This window comes from Streptomyces spinosus (assembly GCF_020400655.1).
Taxonomy (GTDB): Bacteria; Actinomycetota; Actinomycetes; order Streptomycetales; family Streptomycetaceae; genus Streptomyces; species Streptomyces argyrophylli.
On the sequence record NZ_JAINRC010000004.1, the window covers coordinates 270,210 to 291,974 of the forward strand.

Below are 21,765 nucleotides of genomic sequence, written 5' to 3' on the forward strand. Positions count from 1 at the left end.
GGGCCCCGGTCGTCACTTCGGGCTGTCGTCCTCGCCGATGTGGTGGACGCGGACCATGTTGGTCGAGCCGGAGACGCCGGGCGGGGAACCGGCTGTGATGACCACGACGTCGCCCTTCTGGCAGCGGCCGTACTTCAGGAGCAGTTCGTCCACCTGGTCGACCATCGCGTCGGTGGAGTCCACGTGCGGGCCGAGGAAGGTCTCCGCCCCCCAGGTGAGGCTGAGCTGGGAGCGGGTGGCCGGCTCGGGGGTGAAGGCGAGGAGCGGGATCGGGGAGCGGTAGCGGGAGAGGCGGCGGGCGGTGTCGCCGGACTGGGTGAACGCGACCAGGAACTTCGCGCCGAGGAAGTCGCCCATCTCGGCGGCGGCGCGGGCGACCGCGCCGCCCTGGGTGCGCGGTTTGTTCCGCTCGGTGAGCGGCGGCAGGCCCGCCGCCAGCATGTCCTCCTCGGCCGCCTCGACGATCTTCGCCATGGTGCGTACGGTCTCGACCGGGTATGCGCCGACACTGGTCTCGCCGGAGAGCATGACCGCGTCCGTGCCGTCGAGGACGGCGTTGGCGACGTCGGAGGCCTCGGCGCGGGTGGGCCGGGAGTTCTCGATCATCGAGTCGAGCATCTGGGTGGCGACGATCACCGGTTTGGCGTTGCGTTTGGCGAGTTTGACGGCGCGCTTCTGGACGATCGGCACCTGTTCGAGCGGCATCTCCACGCCGAGGTCTCCGCGTGCGACCATCAGCCCGTCGAAGGCGGCCACGATGCCTTCGAGGTCGGCCACGGCCTGCGGCTTCTCGATCTTGGCGATCACGGGGAGGCGGCGGCCCTCGTCGGCCATGATCCGGTGCACGTCCAGGACGTCGTCGCCGTTGCGGACGAAGGAGAGGGCGATGACGTCGAAGCCGGTGCGCAGCGCCCAGCGCAGGTCGTCCTCGTCCTTCTTGGAGAGGGCGGGGACGGAGACGGCCACTCCGGGGAGGTTCAGGCCCTTGTGGTCGGAGACGACGCCGCCCTCGACCACGCGGGTGTGTACGCGGGGGCCGTCGACGCCGGTGACCTCCAGGGAGACCTTGCCGTCGTCCACGAGGATGCGCTCGCCGGGGGTGACGTCGGCGGCGAGGCCGGCGTGGGTGGTGCCGCAGCGGTGGCGGTCGCCGTCGACGCCTTCCTCCACGGTGATGGTGAAGGTGTCGTCGCGTTCAAGGAGTACGGGTCCTTCGCTGAAGCGGCCGAGCCGGATCTTCGGGCCCTGAAGGTCGGCGAGGATCCCGACGCTGCGGCCGGTCTCGTCGGCCGCCTTTCGCACGCGCTGGTAGCGCTCCTCGTGTTCGGCGTGGGTGCCGTGGCTGAGGTTGAACCGGGCGACGTCCATTCCGGCCTCGACCAGTGCCTTGATCTGGTCGTACGAGTCGGTGGCGGGCCCCAGTGTGCAAACGATCTTTGCTCGGCGCATGGGTCGAGCCTATGGCTTACCGGCGGGTAGGGAATTGGCGCCGTATGACGACTCAACGGACTTTCGGCAAAGGGTTATTGACAAGTGTTGAATTGTGCGGCGGTTCGCTCCTATGAGCGATGGTCACCAGATCGCAACCTCCCGGACCTGTTGCCGTAAGTCATGCCCAGGTCAGAATCTACGCGCGTTGTCGTTCCACCGCCAAGGAGACCGAGACATGCCGTTGAACCGCCGGAAGTTCCTGAAGAAGTCCGCCGCGACCGGAGCGGGAGTGGCGATCGCCGGCGCGGCGGCGGCTCCGGCGGCCGAGGCGGCGGAGACCGGGAAGCCCGGTCATCCCGTGAAGCGGTACTCCCTGACCGTCATGGGCACCACCGACCTGCACGGGCACGTCTTCAACTGGGACTACTTCAAGGACGCCGAGTACGCCGACAAGGCGGGCAACGCGATGGGCCTGGCCCGGATCTCCACCCTGGTCGAGCAGGTGCGCAAGGAGAAGGGGCGCTGCAACACGCTGCTCCTCGACGCCGGTGACACGATCCAGGGCACCCCGCTCACCTACTACTACGCCAAGGTGGACCCGATCACCGCCAAGGGCGGCCCGGTGCACCCGATGGCGCAGGCGATGAACGCGATCGGGTACGACGCGGCGGCGCTCGGCAACCACGAGTTCAACTACGGCATCGAGACGCTGCGGAAGTTCGAGGACCAGCTCGACTTCCCGCTGCTCGGTGCCAACGCGGTGGACGCGAAGACGCTGAGGCCCGCCTTCCCGCCGTACTTCATGAAGACCTTCCACGTGCCGGGCGCCAAGCCGGTGAAGGTCGCCGTCCTCGGCCTGACCAACCCGGGCATCGCGATCTGGGACAAGGCGTACGTCCAGGGCAAGCTCGCGTTCCCGGGCCTGGAGGAGCAGGCGGCCAAGTGGGTGCCGAAGCTGAGGTCGATGGGTGCCGACGTGGTCGTCGTCTCGGCGCACTCGGGCACCTCGGGCACGTCGTCGTACGGCGACCAGGTGCCGTACGTGGAGGACGCGGCGGCCAATGTGGCCAAGCAGGTGCCGGGCATCGACGCGATCCTGGTGGGGCACGCGCACCTGGAGATCCCGGAGCTGAAGGTCGTCAACGAGCAGACCGGGAAGACGGTCGTGCTGTCCGAGCCGCTGTGCTTCGCCGAGCGGCTGACCCTCTTCGACATCGAGCTGGTGTTCAGCAAGGGCCGCTGGGAGGTCGAGTCGGTCTCCGCGTCGCTGCGCAACTCCAACACGGTCGCCGACGACCCGAAGATCACGAAGCTGCTCATGGACGAGCACGAGAAGGTGGTGGCGTACGTCAACCAGGTCGTGGGCCGGGCGACCGAGACCCTGACGACCGTGGAGGCCCGTTACAAGGACGCCCCGATCATCGACCTGATCACCAAGGTCCAGGAGGACGTGGTCAAGGCCGCGCTCGCGGGTACCGCGTACGCCTCGCTGCCGGTGATCGCCCAGGCGTCGCCGTTCTCCCGGACCTCGCAGATCCCGGCCGGTGACGTCACCATCCGGGACCTGTCGAGCCTGTACGTGTACGACAACACGCTGGTCGCCAAGTTGCTGACGGGTGCCCAGGTCCGCGCCTACCTGGAGTACTCGGCGGAGTACTACGTCCGGACGGCCGCCGACGCCACGGTGGACGTGGAGAAGCTGACCAACGCCGGTGGCCGCCCGGACTACAACTACGACTACGTCTCGGGTCTGTCGTACGACATCGACATCGCCCAGCCGGCCGGGTCGCGGATCAGGAACCTGACGTTCGGCGGGGCCGCGCTGGACGACGCCCAGCAGTTCGTGCTGGCCGTGAACAACTACCGGGCCAACGGCGGCGGTGCCTTCCCGCACGTGGCCACCGCCAAGGAGCTGTGGTCGGAGTCGACGGAGATCCGCACCCGGATCGCCGAGTGGGTGACCGCGAAGGGTGTCCTGGACCCGAAGGACTTCGCGTCGGTGGACTGGAAGCTGGTGCGCGACGGCAAGCCGGTGTTCTAAGGGTCACCCTTCCGGGGCGGCGTTCACCTGCCCTCGACGAGCGGGGTCAGCCGCTGCGGTTGCCTGCCCTGCGGTACCCGGGCCGCCGGCTCCTGAAGTCCGAAGGAGGTGAAGGCGGTCCGGGTGGGCAGCGGGTACGGCTCCTTCCCGGTGAGCGCGTTGAGGATGGTGGCGCTGCGCCAGGCGGCGAGGCCGAGGTCGGGGGTGCCGACGCCGTGGGTGTGCAGTTCGGCGTTCTGGACGTAGACCGAGCCGGTGACCGAGGGGTCCAGCACGAGGCGGTACTCCTCGTCGATGCGCGGGCGCTCGCCGCTGTCGCGGCGGATGTAGGGGTCGAGTCCGGCGAGGATGCGGTCGAGGGGGCGTTCGCGGTAGCCGGTGGCGAGGACGACGGCGTCGGTGGTGAGCCGGGAGCGGCTGTCCTGCTGGAGGTGCTCCAGGTGCAGCTCGATCTTGCTGGTGGCCATCCGGCCGGCGGTGCGGACGCGGACGCCGGGGGTGAGGACGGCGTCGGGCCAGCCGCCGTGCAGGGTGCGTCGGTACAGCTCGTCGTGGATGGCGGCGAGGGTGCCGGCGTCGACGCCCTTGTACAGCTGCCACTGGGCGGCGACCAGCCGGTCGCGGACGGGTTCGGCGAGGGCGTGGAAGTAGCGCGTGTAGTCGGGTGTGAAGTGTTCCAGGCCGAGCTTGGAGTACTCCATGGGCGCGAACGCCTCGGTACGGCCGATCCAGTGCAGTTTCTCCTGGCCGGCGGGGCGGTGCCGGAGCAGGTCCAGGAAGACCTCGGCGCCGGACTGTCCGGAGCCGACGACGGTGACGTGTCCGGCGGCGAGGATGCGGTCGCGGTGTTCGAGGTAGTCGGCGGCGTGGACGACGGGCACGCCGGGCGCGTCCACCAGGGGCCTGAGGGGGTCGGGCACGTAGGGGGCGGTGCCGATGCCGAGGACGACGTTGCGGGCGTAGGTGCGGCCGAGGGCCTCGGCCTCGCCGTCGGTGCCGAGCTGGGTGAAGTCGACTTCGAACGCGTCCTGTTCGGGGTTCCAGCGGACGCCGTCGACCTGGTGACGGAAGCGCAGTCCGGGCAGTTGCCCGGCGACCCAGCGGCCGTAGGCGTCGTACTCGGCGCGCTGGATGTGCAGGTGCTCGGAGAAGTAGAAGGGGAAGAGCCGTTCGCGCGTCCTGAGGTAGTTGAGGAAGCTCCAGGGGCTGGTGGGGTCGGCGAGGGTGACCAGGTCGGCGAGGAAGGGGACTTGGACGGTGGCGCCGTCGACGAGCAGGCCGGGGTGCCAGTGGAAGTCGGGGCGCTGTTCGTAGAAGACGGCGTCGAGTTCGGCGAGCGGCTGGGCGAGCGCGGCGAGGGAGAGGTTGCTGGGGCCGATGCCGACGCCGACCAGGTCGCGTGGGGAGGCGGCTTCGGGGCGTGGGGGGTGGGTCATCCGGGGAGGCTTCTTTCGGCGAGTTCGACGAGTTTGAGCAGGTGGGTGAGGTCGTCCGGCCGGGTGTGGGGGTTGAGGACGGTGGCCTTGAGCCAGAGCCGGCCGTCGAGCCGGGCGCGGCCGAGGACGGCCCGGCCCTCGTGGAGCAGGCGTCGGCGTACGGTGGCCACGGTGTCGTCGTCGGCCTCGGCGGGGCGGAACAGGACGGTGCTGATGACGGGGCGGTCGTAGAGTTCGAAGCCGGGGTGTTCGCGGATCAGTGTGGCGAACTCGCGGGCCCGGGCGCAGACCTGGTCGGTCAGGGCGCCGAGTCCGCTGCGGCCCAGTGCCTTCAGGGTGACGGCGATCTTCAGGATGTCGGGGCGGCGGCTGGTGCGCGGGGAGCGGCCGAGCAGGTCGGGGAGTCCGGCGTCGGTGTCGTCGTCGGCGTTGAGGTAGTCGGCGCGCTGGTGGAGTGCGGTGAGTTCGTGGGGGCGGGCGACGGCGAGGAGTCCGGCGGCGACGGGTTGCCAGCCGAGTTTGTGCAGGTCGAGGGTGACGGTGTGGGCGGCTTCGAGTCCGGCGAGTCTGTCGCGGTGCCGGTCGCTGAAGAGCAGGCCGCCGCCGTAGGCGGCGTCGATGTGCAGCCGGGCGCCGTGGGCGGTGCACAGGCCGGCGATCTCGGGCAGCGGGTCGATGAGGCCGGCGTCGGTGGTGCCTGCGGTCGCGGCGACGAGCAGGGGGCCGGGGAGCGCGGTGAGGGCTTCGTGCAGGGCGGCCGGGTCGAGGGTGCCGCGCGGTGCGGGGACGACGACGGGGTCGGGCAGGCCGAGCAGCCAGGCGGCGCGGGGCAGCGAGTGGTGGGCGTTGGTGCCGCACACGAGGCGTACGCCGCCGTGTGCTTCGCGGGCGAGCAGCAGGGCGAGCTGGTTGGACTCGGTGCCGCCGGTGGTGACGAGGGCGTCGGCGAGCCCGGCCGTGCGGGCGAGGGTGCGGGTGACGACGGCCTCGAGGGCGGAGGCGGCCGGGGCCTGGTCCCAGGAGTCCAGGGAGGGGTTGAGGGCGCTGGCGGCGAGGTCGGCGGCGGTGGCCACGGCGAGCGGTGGGCAGTGCAGGTGGGCCGTGCACAGCGGGTCGGCGGGGTCGGCGGAGCCCGCGGCGAGCGCGTGCACGAGGGTGCGCAGGGCGTCCGGGTCGCCGGTGTCGGGCAGGACGTCGCCGAGGGCGTCGGCGACGCGGGTGGCGACGGCGTCGGGTCCGCCGGCGGGCAGTGGTCCGCCGCGTTCGTCGTGGCCGGCGGCGAGTGCGTCGAGCACGGTGTCGAGGAGGGGCCTCAGGGCGGCGGGGCCGGTGGGGCCGGAGGCGAGGGGCGGCAGGCTCGTGGGCTCTCCTGCGCTCATGGGCTCTCCTCCGGGCAGGGGAACGTCCGGCGGGCGTCCAGGGCCCGGGGCTTCCGGCGTGTGGGTGGAGTTCCAGCTTGTACCGGAAGGGGGCCCTGTGTCCCGGAAGCCGGGCGAACGGAACCCGAAAGTGTGTACTGCCGTGCCCCTGCGAGGGGTTGGCGGGCCGGGCTCCCCCGGATCCGCGCCCGGTGGCCGGCGGCGTGGTCGGGTGCTCTCGGGCGGGGTGGGGGCCGGGGTTCCGGTGCGGCGGCACGGGCGGCGCCAACTCCGGGCCGCCGCAAGGGAACGGCTCCCTGAAGGAGGGCGCCGCGGTGGCGCCACGGGCGGCCGGCCGGGGGCGGTGGGGTGGGGCGCGCCACGTCGGCCGGCTCGGGCGGCCGGCCGGGCCGGCCACCGCGGACGCCGCGCCGCCTCTGCGGGCTTCGCCGGTCTCCGCCCGCGTGCGGGGGGGGAGGCGGCGGCGGCCGGTCCACCGCGTCGCGGGCGGGGACCGGCCGGTCGCGGGTCGTCGCAGCCGCGCCGGCCTGGGCCGGCCGGCTGCTACTCCGCCCGGTGCTCGCCGCGTACCTTCAGGGCGCGGGACAGGTCGTCCAGGCGGTCGGCGAGGGTGCGGCGCAGGGCCGGGGTGAGGTCGGCCTCGCGCAGACAGGCCTCGCCGAGGCGGACGTTGTCCGCGTCGACGGCGTGGGCCGGGAAGCACCAGCGGCCGGCGGCGACGGCGATGGCGGGGCCGCGGCGGGCGGCGACGGCGACGGCGTCCGTGTAGAAGCGCGGCACGTACTCCCGTACCAGTTCGGCCTGTTCGGGTTGCCAGAAGCCCTGGGCGGTGGCCGTGAAGAGGTAGTTGGACAGGTCGTCGCTCGCGAACATCGCCTCCCAGGCGGCGCGTTTGGCCTCCGGGTCGGGCAGGGCGGCGCGGCAGCGGGCGGCGCCTTCCTGGCCGGTGGCGCTCGGGTCGCGGGCCAGCTCGGCGGCGATGGCGTCCTCGTCGGTGGCGCCGAGCACGGCGAGCCGGGCGAGGATGCGCCAGCGCAGTTCGGGGTCGAGTTCCGGTCCGCCGGGCACGGTGCCGTCGGCGAGCCAGGCGGCGATGGTCTCCGGGTGGGCGGCGACGTCGATCAGGTGCCGTACGGCGATCAGCCGCAGGCCGGGGTGGTCGCCGTCCTCGGTGCGCCGCAGCAGGTCGCGGCAGAGCGAGGTGAGGGTGGCCAGGGCGGCCGGGCGGTCCTGGAGTGTCAGGTACTGGTCGGCGAGCTGACCGGCGGCGAAGGCGAGGACGCCCTCGGCGACGGCCAGGTCGGTCTCGCGGGGCAGGTGGGCGCGGGCCGTCTCCAGGTAGGCGGCGGGCGCGAGTTCGCCGTCGCGGACGGCGTCCCTGAGGGCGTTCCAGACGATCGCGCGGGTGAGCGGGTCGGGCAGGCCGGACAGGCTGGTGCGCAGGGTGTCGAAGGAGGCGGTGTCGAAGCGGATCTTGGCGTAGGTGAGGTCGCCGTCGTTGAGGAGGACGAGTGCGGGGCGCTTGCCGATGGGCTGCGGTGCGGTCTGCGGGACGTCGAGGCCGATGCGCTCGCGCAGCTGGAGCCGGCCTTCCTCGGCGACGTCGTGGTCGTACAGGCCGGCGCTGAGGCGGTGCGGGCGGCTGCCCGCGCGGTCGGCGGTCAGCGCGCAGGTGCCGCCGGTGGGGGCGATCCGCGGGGTGAGTGTGTCGACGCCGGTGGTGCGCAGCCAGCTGTCGGCCCAGGCGTGCACGTCGCGGTCGGTGGCGGAGGCGAGGGAGTCGATGAAGTCGGCGAGGGTGGCGTTGCCGAACCTGTGCCGGGTGAAGTGGGTGTTGATGCCGGCGAGGAAGTCCTTCTCGCCGAGCCAGGCGGCCAGCTGGCGCAGTGCGGAGGCGCCCTTGGCGTAGGAGATGCCGTCGAAGTTGAGCAGGGCGGAGGCCGTGTCGTCGACGTTCTCGGGGGCGACCGGGTGGGTGGTGGGCCGCTGGTCGGCGTCGTAGCCCCAGGACTTGCGGGTGACGCCGAACTCGGTCCAGGGGTCGGTGAAGCGGGTGGCCTCGGCGGTGGTCTGGTAGCCCATGTACTCGGCGAAGGACTCGTTCAGCCAGATGTCGTCCCACCACTTGAGGGTGACGAGGTCGCCGAACCACATGTGGGCCATCTCGTGGGCGATGACCATGGCGCGGGTCTGCCGCTCGGTGTCGGTGACGGCGGAGCGGTAGACGAATTCGTCGCGGAAGGTGACCAGGCCCGGGTTCTCCATGGCGCCGGCGTTGAACTCGGGGACGAACGCCTGGTCGTAGGAGTCGAAGGGGTAGGGCTCCTCGAACTTCTCGTGGTAGCGGTCGAAGCAGGCGCGGGTGATGTCGAGGATCTCGTCGGCGTCGGTGTCGAGGTGGGGCGCGAGGGAGCGGCGGCAGTGGATGCCGAAGGGCAGTCCGCGGTGTTCGGTGCGCACGGAGTGCCAGGGGCCGGCGGCGACGGCGACGAGGTAGGTGGAGATCAGGGGGGTGGGCGCGGCCTGCCAGAGGCCGTCGCCGCGGTGTTCGGTGACGCCGTTGGCGAGGACGCTCCAGCCTTCGGGTGCCTTGACGGAGACCTCGAAGACGGCCTTCAGGTCGGGCTGGTCGAAGGCGGCGAAGACGCGCTGGACGTCGTCCAGGAACATCTGGGTGTAGACGTAGGTCTCGCCGTCGCTGGGGTCGGTGAAGCGGTGCATGCCCTCGCCGGTGCGGGAGTAGCGCATGACCGCGTCGACGCGCAGTTCGTGCTCGCCGGCGGTGAGGTTCTTCAGCGGCAGCCGGTCCTCGCTGAGGGACTCGGGGTCGAGGGGCTGTCCGTCGAGCGTGACACCGCGCAGCTCGGCGGGCTTCAGTTCGACGAACGTGTCCCCGTCGGACCGCGCCGTGAAGCGGATCGCGGTACGCGATGCGAAGGTCTCGTCACCGGTCGTGAGGTCGAGTTCGACGGTGTACCGGTGGACGTCGAGGAACTGTGCTCGGAGCTGCGCTTCGTCGCGCGTGAGTACGGACATGCAGGCCATGCTGCCTGATGGGGCCGACAGCGCACAGGGGCGGATCGGTACACGGCTTTTGTCCCCTGCGCGCCCCCGTGGTCCCTCACCCGGTCGGACCCCTCGGGGTGTCCCGGCCGGGGTCCTGTTCAGTCCTCGTGCGCCGGCTGTCCGTTGTGGGTGTCCTCGGCGATGCGTTCGTGGTGCCGGATCACCTCGGCGATGATGAAGTTCAGGAACTTCTCGGCGAAGGCCGGGTCGAGCTTGGCGTTCTCGGCGAGGCGGCGCAACCGTTCGATCTGCCGGGCCTCGCGGGCCGGGTCGGCGGGCGGCAGCTGGTGCAGCGCCTTGAGCCGGCCGACCTGCTGGGTGCACTTGAAGCGCTCGGCGAGCATGTGGACGACGGCCGCGTCGATGTTGTCGATGCTGTCGCGCAGCCGCTCCAGTTCCTGGCGGACCTGGGGGTCGTCGGCACCGGTGCCGGTGTTGCTGGTGGTCATGGGGGTTCACCTTATGCGTTTCGGGGGCCGGGCCCCATGGGGTGTCCGGGGAGTGGATCACCGGCCTTCCCGGGGCGTCACCGGGTGCTGGGCCCGCGGTGGTCGCTGTGCGGGTGCGGGCCGGTGCCGTGGGAGGGCGAGAACGAGGTCTGGCCGCCGGAACCGGTCCGCGGCGCACCGTCCGGACCGGGCCCGCGGCGGGAGCCGGTGCGGCAGGAGCCGGTGCGGCAGGAGCCGGTGCGGCAGGAGCCGGTGCGGCAGGAGCCGGTGCGGCAGGAGCCGGTGCGGCGGGAGCCGGTGCGGCGGCACCGGGTGGGTGCCGCTCCCGCCTGCCGGCGGGCGTACGTGAGAGGGCCCTTGCCCTGCCGCCGACCCGGTGGCCGGGCACTCGCCGGGACGCTTGGGGCGTGCTGCCCGGCCGGCCACGAGCGGTGCCCCTTCCCGGCTGCCGACCACGGGCGGTGTCCCTTCCCGGCTGCCGTCCGCGCGCCGGTCGCCCACCGGGCCGCCGCGTGCCGCACGCTCACGGGGCGCTCCCCGCCCGCCATCCGCGTGGCGGCCGGGGGGCGGCCGTCCGGCGGCACGCTTCCCGTGCCGCCGTCCCGCCTACAGTGGTAGGGGGTTCCGGCTTCAGGGGGTGCCGAGGTGGCGAACGGCGGTCCGGTCCAGCACGGCTACCCGCACCTGGAGACGGTGCGGGCCGCCATCACCGCGCTGTACCGGCGCCTGTCCCGCGACACCATCGAGACGTTCTCGGCCAGTGTGGCCCCGGCCGACGTGGCCTTCTGCGACACCGACGACCTGCATCTGGGCGCGCAGCGCGTGGCGCGGGAGATCGTGCGGCACTTCCGGCTGCCGGACGCGCGGCTGATCGTCGGCTTCCGGGAGATGACGCACGCGGCGAACGTCGAACTCGCGGCGGGTCCCGAGTACTTCGTCGAGCTGAACGACCGGTTCCGTACCCACCGCAGGGACATCGGTGCCGCGCTCGCCCACGAGGTGGCGCACGTGTACCTGCACCGCCTCGGTCTCGCCTTCCCCGGCACGGCGGAGAACGAGATCCTCACGGACACGGCGACGGCCTATCTGGGCGCGGGCTGGCTGCTGCTGGACGCCTACCGGGAGGACGGGGTCTCGTCGCAGAAACTCGGTTATCTCACCCCGGAGGAGTTCGGTTACGTCCTGGCCAAGCGGGCCCTGCTGTTCCAGGAGGACCCCTCGGTGTGGTTCACCAGTCCGCAGGCCTACACCGCCTACGTCAAGGGGATGGCCCGGGCCCGCCAGGACGAGCAGCAGCCGCCGCTGACGGGGGCCGGGTGGGCGGGCCGCCGCCGTTACGCCCACGACCGCCGGCACGCCTCCGGCGCCCCGCCGGCCGCCCCGTACGCCTTCACTCCCGACAGCGGCGGCCGTCTCGGGGTGACCTTCCCGTGCCCGACCTGCCACCAGCGGATCAGGGTTCCGGTGCGGGGGCGGGTACGGGCGCGGTGCGGGTTGTGCCGGACGGTGCTGGAGTGCGACACGTAGCCGCCGCCGAGCGTGTGACGAAGGGGGGTACAGGGTCCCGTCCCGGCCGGGGCGCGGTGTCAGCCCTCGTGCTCCGGCACCGCCCGCCGCGGGAGCGCCGCGCACAGCGCCCCGCACACCACGAACGCCCCCACGACCCACGGCATCGCGCCGGTGAGCGCACCGCGGAGCCCTTCCCCCGCGGCCCCGAAGAACACCGTGCCGATCACGGCCGCCCCCAGCGCGCCCCCGAACTGCTGAGCGGTGGAGAAGATCCCGGACGCTCCCCCGGCCAGTTCCCCCGGCACGGCCGACAGCACCACGTTCACCAGCGGCACCACCAGGAAACCCACTCCGGCGCCGGCGAGCAGCAGTCCCGGGACCAGTGGCCACGCGCCCGCGTGCACCGCCGGCGCGTCGTCGATCGCGGCCCACACCCAGCCGAACCCGCCGGCCATCAGCAGCGCCCCGGCGCCGAGCACCAGCCGCCCGTACTTCACGGCCAGCCCGTCCGCGACGGGCGCGGTCAGGAACCCGCCGGCCGAGAAGGCGACGGTGACCACCCCGGCCTGGAGCGGGGTGTAGCCCTCGCCGCCCTGCAGCCAGACCGCGAAGACCAGGAAGAAGCCCTGCATGCCGAGGGAGAAGAGCAGCTGGACGAGCACGCCCACCGAGAACGCGGGGAGCGCGAACGCGCGCGCGGGCAGCAGGGGTACCGTGCCCGGCCGGTGCCGCCGGGCCTCGTACACGCCGAGACCGGCCACGGTCACCGCGCCCGCCGCGAGGCAGAGCCAGCCCCACAGCGGCCAGCCGTCCTCCCGGCCCTGCACCAGCGGCAGCACGATGGCGACCAGTCCGCAGGCCAGCACCACACTGCCGAGGGCGTCCGGCCGGCCCGCCGACCGTTCACGCGTGGCCGGCACCAGGATCAGCCCGCCCACGCAGGTCGCCACCGCGACCGGGACGTTGACCAGGAACACCGAGCGCCAGCCCCAGCCGAACAGATCGGCGTCGGTGAGCACTCCGCCGAGCAGCAGCCCGACCGCCGAGGCGAAGCCGGCGACGGCGCCGTACATCCCGAAGGCGGCCCCGCGCTCCTTGCCGTGGAACAGGGTGCGGAACGAGCCGATCACCTGTGGCACGAGCACGGCGGCCAGGACGCCCTGGACCGCCCGGGCGGCGATGAGCTGTCCCGGTGACTGGGCGATGCCGCAGGCCAGGCTGGCCAGCCCGAAGCCCGCCGTTCCGGCGAGGAAGAGGGGGCGGCGGCCGACGCGGTCGCCGAGGTGGCCGGAGACGATCAGGGCGGCGGCGAAGCCCAGCAGGTAGGCGGAGACGACCCATTGCAGGTCGCTCGCGGAGGCGTGCAGGTCGCGGCTGATGGACGGGACGGCGACGTTGACGATCGTGCCGTCCAGCAGGTCCATCAGGGCCGCGATCATCATCACGACGGCGGCGGCCCAGCGGCGGGGATGGGGTTGCGTCGTGGCCGGCGGGTGTGCGGTGGCGGTCGTGGACATGGGTGGCCCCCTCGCTCGATTTATTTCGTTCGACCGAACGAAATAGTTCCACCGACACGTCCGCTCCGCAAGTACTTAGTTCGCCCGAACGAACTTTTTGCTAGCCTGAGTCCATGACCGAGGGAGACGACAAGCGGGACCGGAAGCGGGACGAGACGCTCCGGCGGCTGATGGAGGTGGGCCGCGTCCACAGCGGCGTCACCGTGATGTTCCATTCGGCGGTCGCGGCGAAGCAGGGCCTGAACGCCACGGAGGAGAAGACCCTCGACCTGCTGGAGCGGCACGGCCCGCTCACCGCGAAGGACCTGGCCCGGCTGACCGGCCTCGCCCCCGCCTCCGTCACCGGCCTCGTCGACCGCCTGGAGAGCAAGGGGTTCGCCCGGCGGGTCGCCCACCCGACGGACAAGCGCCGGGTGCTGGTCGAACTGGACCAGGAGAAGATCGGCGAACTCGCCGTCTTCTTCGAGGACTGGGCGCGCGACATCGTGGCGGCGTGCGAGGAGTTCAGCACCGGGGAACTGGAGACGGTGGTGCGCTTCCTGACGGTGATGGCGGAGCGGCAGCGGGAGGCGGCAGCGCGGCTCGGCTCCTGAGCCGCCACCCGGGCCGGCCCGGCGGACACCGCACCACTCGGCCGCGCTTGCCGTGCGCCCGGCGGGAGGAAAGCGCGGAACCTACGCCCTACACCCCGTCGGGCCGTACGACGCCCGTCGCGCGTGCGGCCGCCAGCCACCTCGGGAACTCGCCGACGAGACGGTCGTACAGTTCGGCGTCGGAGACCCGGCGCGGGTCCTGGCCCGCGTGGAAGAAGCCGGCGTTGTCCACGATCCGTTTGCCGGGCACCGCCAGTTCGTCCAGCTTGCGCAGGAAGTCGAACTGCCGGCTGTCCGGGTCGCCGAACCCGACGAACTGCCAGAACAGCGGGAGCCGCGCGGCCTTGCAGAGGTAGCGTTCGGCGGCGGGCCTGCTGATCGGGCCGCCGTCGGTCTGGAAGACGACGAGGGCGGGGGCGGTGGCGCCGCTGTCCAGGTAGTGGTCGATGACGGCGTCCATCGCCAGGTGGTAGCTGGTCTTGCCCATGTGGCCGAGCCCGGCCACGATCCGCTCGATCCGGCCCCCGTGTCCGGAGAGGGTGATGTCGGTGACCGCGTCGACGTCCGTGGAGAAGAACACGACGGGCACGCGGCCGTCGTCGTCCAGCTGCGCGGACAGGCCCAGCACCCGGTCGGCGAGCGCCTGCACGCTGCCGTCCTGGTAGTACGGCCGCATCGAGCCCGAGTGGTCGACGACGAGGTAGACGGCGGCCCGCAGCCCGTCCAGGCCGTGCTTGCGCAGCGACACCCCCGCCGACCGGTAGGCGCCGACCAGCGCGGGCGCGGTCTCCTCCACCTTGCGCAGACTGATCGCGGCCATGATCCCCCCCTCGGCGGTTCCGGCGCCCGAGCGTACCCGTACGGCGAACATGCGACGACGCCTGCCCAGTCGTCCGGTCGGGGACAGGCGGGCAGGCGCCGTTCATGTTCCGTACGCCTTTGTACGGGACGTCTGTGCGGGACCTCAGGTCCGTTGTGCGCGCGTCAGACCGCCAGGGCGCGGTCCGTCGGGCGGATCGGGGCCGGCAGGTCGCTGGCTCCGGTCAGGAAGCGGTCGACTCCGCGGGCGGCCGAGCGGCCCTCCGCGATCGCCCACACGATGAGGGACTGGCCGCGGCCGGCGTCACCGGCGACGAACACACCCGGCACGTTGGTCTGGAAGTCGGCGTCGCGGGCGATGTTACCGCGTTCGTCGAGCTCCAGGCCGAACTGCTCCACCAGGCCGTTCTCCCGGTCGGTGCCGGTGAAGCCCATGGCGAGGGTCACCAGCTGGGCCGGGATCCTGCGCTCGGTGCCCGGCTTCGGGGTGAGCCTGCCGTCGACGAACTCCACCTCGGTGAGGTGCAGCCACTGCACGTTGCCGTCCTCGTCGCCCTCGAAGTGGGTCGTGGAGACGGAGTAGACCCGCTCGCCGCCCTCCTCGTGCGCGCTGGTGACCTTGTAGAGCATCGGGAAGGTCGGCCAGGGCTGGTTGGTCGGGTGCCGCTCGTCGCTCGGGCGGGGCATGATCTCCAGCTGGGTGACGGACGCCGCGCCCTGCCGGTGGGCGGTGCCCACGCAGTCCGCGCCGGTGTCACCGCCGCCGATGACGACGACGTGCTTGCCCTCGGCCGAGACCGGCGGGGTGACGAAGTCGCCCTCTTGCACCTTGTTGGCCAGCGGCAGGTACTCCATGGCCTGGTAGACGCCCTTGAGCTCGCGGCCGGGCACCGGCAGGTCACGGGCGGTCGTGGCGCCGACGGCCAGGACGACCGCGTCGTACCGCTTCTTCAGGTCGCGGGCGTTGATGTCGCGGCCGATCTCCACGCCGGTGCGGAAGCGGGTGCCCTCCGCGCGCATCTGCTCGATACGGCGGTTGATGTGCCGCTTCTCCATCTTGAACTCGGGGATGCCGTACCGCAGGAGGCCCCCGACGCGGTCCGCGCGCTCGTAGACGGCGACCGTGTGGCCGGCCCGGGTCAGCTGCTGGGCGGCGGCGAGGCCCGCCGGGCCGGAGCCGATGACCGCGACCGTCTTGCCGGACAGGCGCTCGGGGATCTGCGGGGCGACGTCCCCGGTCTCCCACGCCTTGTCGATGATCGAGACCTCGACGTTCTTGATGGTGACCGGCGGCTGGTTGATGCCCAGCACGCACGCCGACTCGCAGGGCGCCGGGCACAGGCGACCGGTGAACTCCGGGAAGTTGTTGGTCGCGTGCAGCCGCTCCTGGGCGGCGGCCCAGTCCTCACGGTAGGCGTAGTCGTTCCACTCGGGGATCAGGTTCCCCAGCGGACAGCCGTTGTGGCAGAAGGGGATGCCGCAGTCCATGCAGCGGCTGGCCTGCTTGCTGATGATCGGCAGCAGGGAGCCGGGGACGTAGACCTCGTTCCAGTCCTTCTTGCGCTCTTCGACGGGACGGGTCCTGGCGACCTCACGGCCGTGGTTCAAGAAGCCCTTCGGGTCAGCCATTGATCGCCGCCTCCATCATCTTCTCGGTGATCTCGGTCTCGGTGAGACCGGCTCGCTCGGCGGCGTCCTTGGCGGCGAGCACTGCCTTGTACGTGCTGGGGATGATCTTGCTGAACCGTTCCACGGCCGTGTCCCAGTCGGCGAGCAGCTTCTCGGCGACCGTCGAACCGGTCTCCTCGGCGTGGCGGCGCACCACGTCGTGCAGCCACTGCTTGTCGGTCTCGTCCAGCGCCTCGACGGAGCCGGCGTTGCCGGCGTTGACGTTGTCGCGGTCCAGGTCGACGACGTAGGCGACACCGCCGGACATGCCGGCCGCGAAGTTGCGGCCGGTCGGTCCGAGGACGACCGCGTGCCCGCCGGTCATGTACTCGCAGCCGTGGTCGCCCACGCCCTCCGAGACGACCAGCGCGCCGGAGTTGCGGACGCAGAACCGCTCACCGGTACGGCCGCGCAGGAACAGCTCGCCGCCGGTGGCGCCGTAGCCGATGGTGTTGCCCGCGATGGTCGAGTACTCGGCGAGGTGGTCGGCGGCCCGGTCCGGGCGGACGATGATCCGGCCGCCGGAGAGGCCCTTGCCGACGTAGTCGTTGGCGTCACCCTCCAGGCGGAGCGTGACACCGCGCGGCAGGAAGGCGCCGAAGGACTGGCCGGCCGAGCCGGTGAAGGTGATGTCGATGGTGTCGTCGGGCAGGCCCGCGCCGCCGAACTTCTTCGTCACCTCGTGGCCGAGCATGGTGCCGACCGTGCGGTTGATGTTGCGGATGGCGACCTGGGCGCGCACCGGCTGCGCCTCCGTGGCGTCCGAAGCGCCGAGGGCGTCGGCCGCGAGCTTGATCAGCTCGTTGTCCAGGGCCTTCTCCAGGCCGTGGTCCTGGGCGACCACCCGGTGGCGGACCGCGCCCTCGGGCAGGTCCGGCACGTGGAACAGCGGCTCCAGGTCCAGGCCCTGCGCCTTCCAGTGGTCGACCGCTCGCTCGACGTCCAGCACCTCGGCGTGGCCGACGGCCTCCTCGATGGAGCGGAAGCCCAGCTCGGCGAGGAGCTCGCGGACCTCCTCCGCGATGAACCGGAAGAAGTTCACCACGTGCTCGGCCTTGCCGGCGAAGCGGTCGCGCAGCGTCGGGTTCTGGGTGGCGATGCCGACCGGGCAGGTGTCCAGGTGACAGACGCGCATCATCACGCAACCGGAGACGACGAGCGGCGCGGTCGCGAAACCGAACTCCTCGGCGCCGAGCAGCGCGGCGATGACCACGTCACGGCCGGTCTTCAGCTGGCCGTCGGTCTGGACGACGATGCGGTCGCGCAGACCGTTGAGCAGCAGGGTCTGCTGGGTCTCGGCGAGGCCCAGCTCCCAGGGGCCGCCCGCGTGCTTCAGCGACGTCAGCGGGGAGGCACCCGTGCCGCCGTCGTGACCGGAGATCAGCACGACGTCCGCGTGCGCCTTGGACACACCGGCCGCGACCGTGCCGACGCCGACCTCGGAGACCAGCTTCACGTGGATCCGCGCCTGCGGGTTCGCGTTCTTCAGGTCGTGGATGAGCTGGGCGAGGTCCTCGATGGAGTAGATGTCGTGGTGCGGCGGCGGCGAGATCAGGCCGACGCCCGGCGTCGAGTGGCGCGTCTTGGCGACCCACGGGTAGACCTTGTGGCCGGGCAGCTGGCCGCCCTCGCCGGGCTTGGCGCCCTGGGCCATCTTGATCTGGATGTCGTCCGCGTTGACCAGGTACTCGGAGGTCACGCCGAAGCGGCCGGAGGCGACCTGCTTGATCGCCGAGCGGCGCGCCGGGTCGTACAGGCGCTCCGGGTCCTCGCCGCCCTCACCGGTGTTGGACTTGCCGCCCAGCTGGTTCATGGCGATGGCGAGGGTCTCGTGCGCCTCCTTGGAGATGGAGCCGTACGACATGGCGCCCGTGGAGAACCGCTTGACGATCTCGCTCGCCGGCTCGACCTCGTCGAGGGGGATCGGCTGCCGGCCGGACTTGAAGCCGAACAGGCCGCGCAGCGTCATCAGGCGCTCGGACTGCTCGTTCACCCGTCCGGTGTACTTCTTGAAGATGTCGTACCGGCCGGTGCGCGTGGAGTGCTGGAGACGGAAGACCGTCTCCGGGTCGAACAGGTGCGGCTCGCCCTCGCGGCGCCACTGGTACTCGCCGCCGATCTCCAGCGCGCGGTGCGCCGGGGCGATGCCGGAGGCCGGGTAGGCCTTGGCGTGGCGGGCGGCGACCTCCTGGGCGATGACGTCGATGCCGACGCCGCCGATCTTGGTGGCGGTGCCGTTGAAGTACTTCTCCACGAAGGTCTCGTCCAGGCCGACGGCCTCGAAGACCTGGGCGCCGCGGTAGGAGGCGACGGTGGAGATGCCCATCTTGGACATGACCTTCAGGACGCCCTTGCCGAGGGCGTAGATCAGGTTGCGGATGGCCTTCTCGGGCTCGATGCCGTTGATGAAGGTGCCCGCGCGCAGCAGGTCCTCCACCGACTCCATCGCCAGGTACGGGTTGACGGCGGCGGCGCCGTAGCCGATGAGCAGGGCGACGTGGTGGACCTCGCGGACGTCACCGGCCTCGACCAGCAGGCCCACCTGGGTGCGCTGCTTGGTGCGGATGAGGTGGTGGTGGACGGCCGCGGTGAGCAGCAGCGACGGGATCGGCGCATGCTCGGCGTCGGAGTGCCGGTCGGACAGGACGATCAGGCGGGCGCCGTTCCCGATCGCCGCGTCGGCCTCAGCGCAGATCTCCTCGATGCGGGCGGCGAGGGCCTCACCGCCGCCGGAGACCCGGTACAGACCGGACAGCGTGGCGGCCTTGAAGCCGGGCATGTCGCCGTCGGCGTTGATGTGGATGAGCTTGGCCAGCTCGTCGTTGTCGATGACCGGGAAGGGCAGCACGACGGACCGGCAGGAGGCGGCGGTCGGCTCCAGCAGGTTGCCCTGCGGGCCCAGCGACGAGCGCAGGGAGGTGACCAGCTCCTCGCGGATCGCGTCCAGCGGCGGGTTGGTGACCTGCGCGAACAGCTGGGTGAAGTAGTCGAAGAGCAGCCGCGGGCGCTCGGACAGGGCCGCGATCGGCGAGTCCGTGCCCATGGAGCCGATCGGCTCGGCGCCGGTGCGCGCCATCGGGGCGAGGATGACGCGCAGCTCCTCCTCGGTGTAGCCGAAGGTCTGCTGGCGGCGGGTGACCGAGGCGTGGGTGTGGACGATGTGCTCGCGCTCGGGCAGGTCGCCCAGCTCGATCTCGCCGGCCTCCAGCCACTCGGCGTACGGCTTCTCCGTGGCGAGGGACGCCTTGATCTCGTCGTCCTCGATGATGCGGTGCTCGGCGGTGTCGACGAGGAACATCCTGCCGGGCTGGAGGCGGCCCTTGCGGACGACCTTGGCCGGGTCGATGTCGAGGACGCCGACCTCGGAGCCGAGGACGACGAGGCCGTCGTCGGTGACCCAGTAGCGGCCGGGGCGCAGACCGTTGCGGTCGAGCACGGCGCCGACCTGGGTGCCGTCGGTGAAGGTGACGCAGGCGGGGCCGTCCCAGGGCTCCATCATCGTGGAGTGGAACTGGTAGAAGGCGCGCCGGGCCGGGTCCATGGAGTCGTGGTTCTCCCACGCCTCCGGGATCATCATCAGCACGGAGTGCGGCAGCGAACGGCCGCCCAGGTGCAGCAGCTCCAGGACCTCGTCGAAGGAGGCGGAGTCGGAGGCGTCCGGGGTGCAGACCGGGAAGATCCGCTCGATGTTCTTCTCGTCGGAACCGAACAGGGCGGAGACGAGCTGGGACTCGCGGGCGCGCATCCAGTTGCGGTTGCCCTTGACGGTGTTGATCTCACCGTTGTGCGCGACGAAGCGGTACGGGTGCGCGAGCGGCCACGACGGGAAGGTGTTCGTGGAGAACCGGGAGTGCACGAGCGCGATCGCGGAGGCGAAGCGGCGGTCGGACAGGTCCGGGAAGAAGGGCTCCAGCTGGCCGGTGGTCAGCATGCCCTTGTAGACGATCGTCCGGGCGGACAGGGACGGGAAGTAGACCCCGGCCTCGCGCTCGGCGCGCTTGCGCAGCACGAACGCCTTGCGGTCCAGCGCGATGCCCTCGCTGGCGCCTGCGGTGACGAAGATCTGCCGGAAGACCGGCATGGTGGAGCGGGCGGTGGCGCCCAGCAGCTCGGGGGCGACCGGGACCTCGCGCCAGCCGAGGACGGTCAGGCCCTCGTCGGCGGCGATCGTCTCGATCCGTGAGACGGCGTCCTCGATGCCGTCCTCCGGCAGGAAGGCGATGCCTACGGCATAGGAGCCGGCCGCGGGAAGGTCGAAACCGGCCACTTCTCGGAGGAAGGCGTCCGGCACCTGCGAGAGGATGCCCGCGCCGTCGCCGGAGTCGGGCTCGGAACCGGTGGCACCACGGTGCTCCAGGTTGCGCAGGACGGTAAGGGCCTGCTCGACCAGGGTGTGGGACGCCTCGCCGGTGAGGGTGGCGACGAAACCGACGCCGCACGCGTCGTGTTCGTTGCGGGGGTCGTACATACCCTGCGCAGCAGGGCGAGCATCCATGAACGACCAGTTCTGGCCATTCGCGGAGTGCTGGGACGGCTGGCGCGGCGTACGCATCGGCTCTCCCGTCGTCGTCATGTGGCATGTGGCAGGTGCCGAGGGACGACGTTGGCCCTCTGCGTGAGATCTTCGATGAGATCAAAATTTCGTGCAGGTTACATGATGGAGCGGTTCTCGGGAACCGGAAACACCGTTCCAGCATGCGGACGCCGCGGTCGCGGCCGGGGTGCCGCGCGGACGCGGCGGGTGCCGTGCGGTGGCGGCACTGTGCCGTGCCGGGACGGCGATGCCGTGCGGTGGCGCCGGGGGCCGCGCGGTGGCGGCCGACGGGTACGGGGGGACCGTCGCGGACACGATCGGTCGGATCGGTGTCCGGCGGCCCGAAGGGGGTCCGGGGAGAGCGTCGTCGCCCGCCCCGCGGGGGTGCGGCAGGCGTCATTGCCCACAGCGCTTACGGCTCATGCCCGGTGGTCATGCGCTCGAAACCAGCGAGTAACGGGTACGTATGCGGCCCATCGCATAGGTACCGGTCGAGCTATCCTACGGCCGTTCCGAACAGAGTGCCCAGGGCGTACGTCACACCGGCCGCCGCGCCACCGAGCGCGAGCTGCCGCAGACCGCTGAACCACCAGCTGCGCGCGGTCACCTTGGCCACGACGGCACCGCACCCGAACAGACCGGCGAGGGCCAGCAGGACGGCGGGCCACAGCGCGGTCGCACCGAGCAGGTACGGCAGCAGGGGCAGCAGGGCGCCGAGCGCGAACGAGCCGAAGGACGAGACGGCGGCGACCAGCGGCGAGGGCAGGTCCCCGGGGTCGATGCCCAGCTCCTCGCGGGCGTGGATCTCCAGCGCCTGCTCGGGGTCCGCGGAGAGCTGCCGGGCAACCTGCCGGGCCAGCCCCGGCTCGACCCCGCGGGCCACGTACAGCGCGGCCAGCTCGTCCTCCTCGTCCTGCGGATGCCGGCGCAGCTCGCGGCGCTCGACGTCGAGTTCCGCCTCGACGAGTTCCCGCTGGGAGGCCACGGAGGTGTACTCGCCGGCCGCCATGGAGAAGGCACCGGCCGCGAGGCCCGCGAGACCGGTGATGATGATGGTGTGCTGGCTCACGGACCCGCCGGCCACGCCGGTCATCAGGGCCAGGTTGGAGACGAGACCGTCCATGGCGCCGAAGACGGCGGGACGCAGCCATCCGCCGTTCACGTCGCGGTGCGTGTGGTTGTCACGGTGCGCCTCGTGCAGCGCGGCCTCGGTTTCGAGAATGGCCATCCGGGACCCCCAGGGAAGCTAAGCCAAAGCTAACTTTGGACGAGTTCTACATTTCGACAACACAGAACTTACGCTTTTCATTTCGCCCGCGCCAG

Annotated in this window: 13 protein-coding genes; 3 read left to right on the forward strand and 10 right to left on the reverse strand. The window is 71.8% G+C overall.

The window, feature by feature from the left end:
- Positions 1-12 precede the first annotated feature (12 nt).
- Entirely contained in the window at positions 13-1,449 is a 1,437-nt protein-coding gene (gene pyk, locus LG395_RS10480) for a pyruvate kinase (protein WP_171157293.1), read from the reverse strand.
- A gap of 217 nt (positions 1,450-1,666) precedes the next feature.
- Here pyk and LG395_RS10485 point away from each other — a divergent pair, with 217 nt between their 5' ends.
- Positions 1,667-3,472, forward strand: a complete 1,806-nt coding sequence (locus LG395_RS10485; RefSeq protein WP_225809187.1) for a bifunctional metallophosphatase/5'-nucleotidase — start codon at positions 1,667-1,669, stop codon at positions 3,470-3,472.
- A gap of 23 nt (positions 3,473-3,495) precedes the next feature.
- Here LG395_RS10485 and LG395_RS10490 read toward each other — a convergent pair whose 3' ends face one another.
- The 4 genes from LG395_RS10490 to LG395_RS10505 all read right to left on the reverse strand — a co-directional run bounded on the left by LG395_RS10490 (position 3,496) and on the right by LG395_RS10505 (position 9,802).
- Positions 3,496-4,908 (reverse strand): lysine N(6)-hydroxylase/L-ornithine N(5)-oxygenase family protein, encoded by a 1,413-nt coding sequence (locus LG395_RS10490; RefSeq protein WP_225809188.1) that lies wholly within the window; start codon positions 4,906-4,908, stop codon positions 3,496-3,498.
- Positions 4,905-6,287: a pyridoxal phosphate-dependent decarboxylase family protein gene (locus LG395_RS10495; RefSeq protein WP_225809189.1), complete on the reverse strand. Its 1,383-nt coding sequence runs from the start codon at positions 6,285-6,287 to the stop codon at positions 4,905-4,907. The genes LG395_RS10490 and LG395_RS10495 overlap by 4 nt, the downstream gene beginning before the upstream one ends.
- A 543-nt stretch (positions 6,288-6,830) precedes the next feature.
- Positions 6,831-9,323, reverse strand: coding sequence for an aminopeptidase N (gene pepN / locus LG395_RS10500; protein WP_225809190.1), 2,493 nt, complete (start codon positions 9,321-9,323; stop codon positions 6,831-6,833).
- A 128-nt stretch (positions 9,324-9,451) separates the two neighbouring features.
- A complete protein-coding gene (locus tag LG395_RS10505; protein ID WP_171157288.1) occupies positions 9,452-9,802 on the reverse strand; it encodes a chorismate mutase in 351 nt (116 codons plus the stop codon).
- Between the two features lie 645 nt (positions 9,803-10,447).
- On the opposite strand from LG395_RS10505, the gene LG395_RS10510 reads away from it, so the two are divergent.
- The gene (locus LG395_RS10510; RefSeq protein ID WP_171157287.1) at positions 10,448-11,329 is read left to right on the forward strand and encodes a hypothetical protein; all 882 of its coding nucleotides are present in this window, start codon (positions 10,448-10,450) and stop codon (positions 11,327-11,329) included.
- A 59-nt stretch (positions 11,330-11,388) separates the two neighbouring features.
- Here LG395_RS10510 and LG395_RS10515 read toward each other — a convergent pair whose 3' ends face one another.
- Positions 11,389-12,828, reverse strand: a complete 1,440-nt coding sequence (locus LG395_RS10515; RefSeq protein ID WP_225809191.1) for an MFS transporter — start codon at positions 12,826-12,828, stop codon at positions 11,389-11,391.
- Positions 12,829-12,941: 113 nt separating this feature from the next.
- Here LG395_RS10515 and LG395_RS10520 point away from each other — a divergent pair, with 113 nt between their 5' ends.
- Entirely contained in the window at positions 12,942-13,421 is a 480-nt protein-coding gene (locus tag LG395_RS10520) for a MarR family winged helix-turn-helix transcriptional regulator (RefSeq protein ID WP_171157283.1), read from the forward strand.
- Positions 13,422-13,509: 88 nt separating this feature from the next.
- On the opposite strand, the gene LG395_RS10525 is transcribed toward LG395_RS10520, so the two are convergent.
- The 4 genes from LG395_RS10525 to LG395_RS10540 all read right to left on the reverse strand — a co-directional run bounded on the left by LG395_RS10525 (position 13,510) and on the right by LG395_RS10540 (position 21,670).
- Complete coding sequence (locus LG395_RS10525; protein ID WP_225809192.1) at positions 13,510-14,241, reverse strand: vWA domain-containing protein; 732 nt, start codon at positions 14,239-14,241, stop codon at positions 13,510-13,512.
- A gap of 164 nt (positions 14,242-14,405) precedes the next feature.
- Entirely contained in the window at positions 14,406-15,869 is a 1,464-nt protein-coding gene (locus tag LG395_RS10530; protein WP_171157279.1) for a glutamate synthase subunit beta, read from the reverse strand.
- Positions 15,862-20,376 carry a glutamate synthase large subunit gene (gltB, locus tag LG395_RS10535; RefSeq protein ID WP_225809193.1) on the reverse strand — a complete coding sequence of 1,505 codons (4,515 nt, stop codon included), beginning with the start codon at positions 20,374-20,376 and terminating at the stop codon, positions 15,862-15,864. The genes LG395_RS10530 and gltB overlap by 8 nt, the downstream gene beginning before the upstream one ends.
- Before the next feature lie 562 nt (positions 20,377-20,938).
- Positions 20,939-21,670 carry a VIT1/CCC1 transporter family protein gene (locus LG395_RS10540; protein ID WP_171157275.1) on the reverse strand — a complete coding sequence of 244 codons (732 nt, stop codon included), beginning with the start codon at positions 21,668-21,670 and terminating at the stop codon, positions 20,939-20,941.
- Positions 21,671-21,765: the final 95 nt, after the last annotated feature.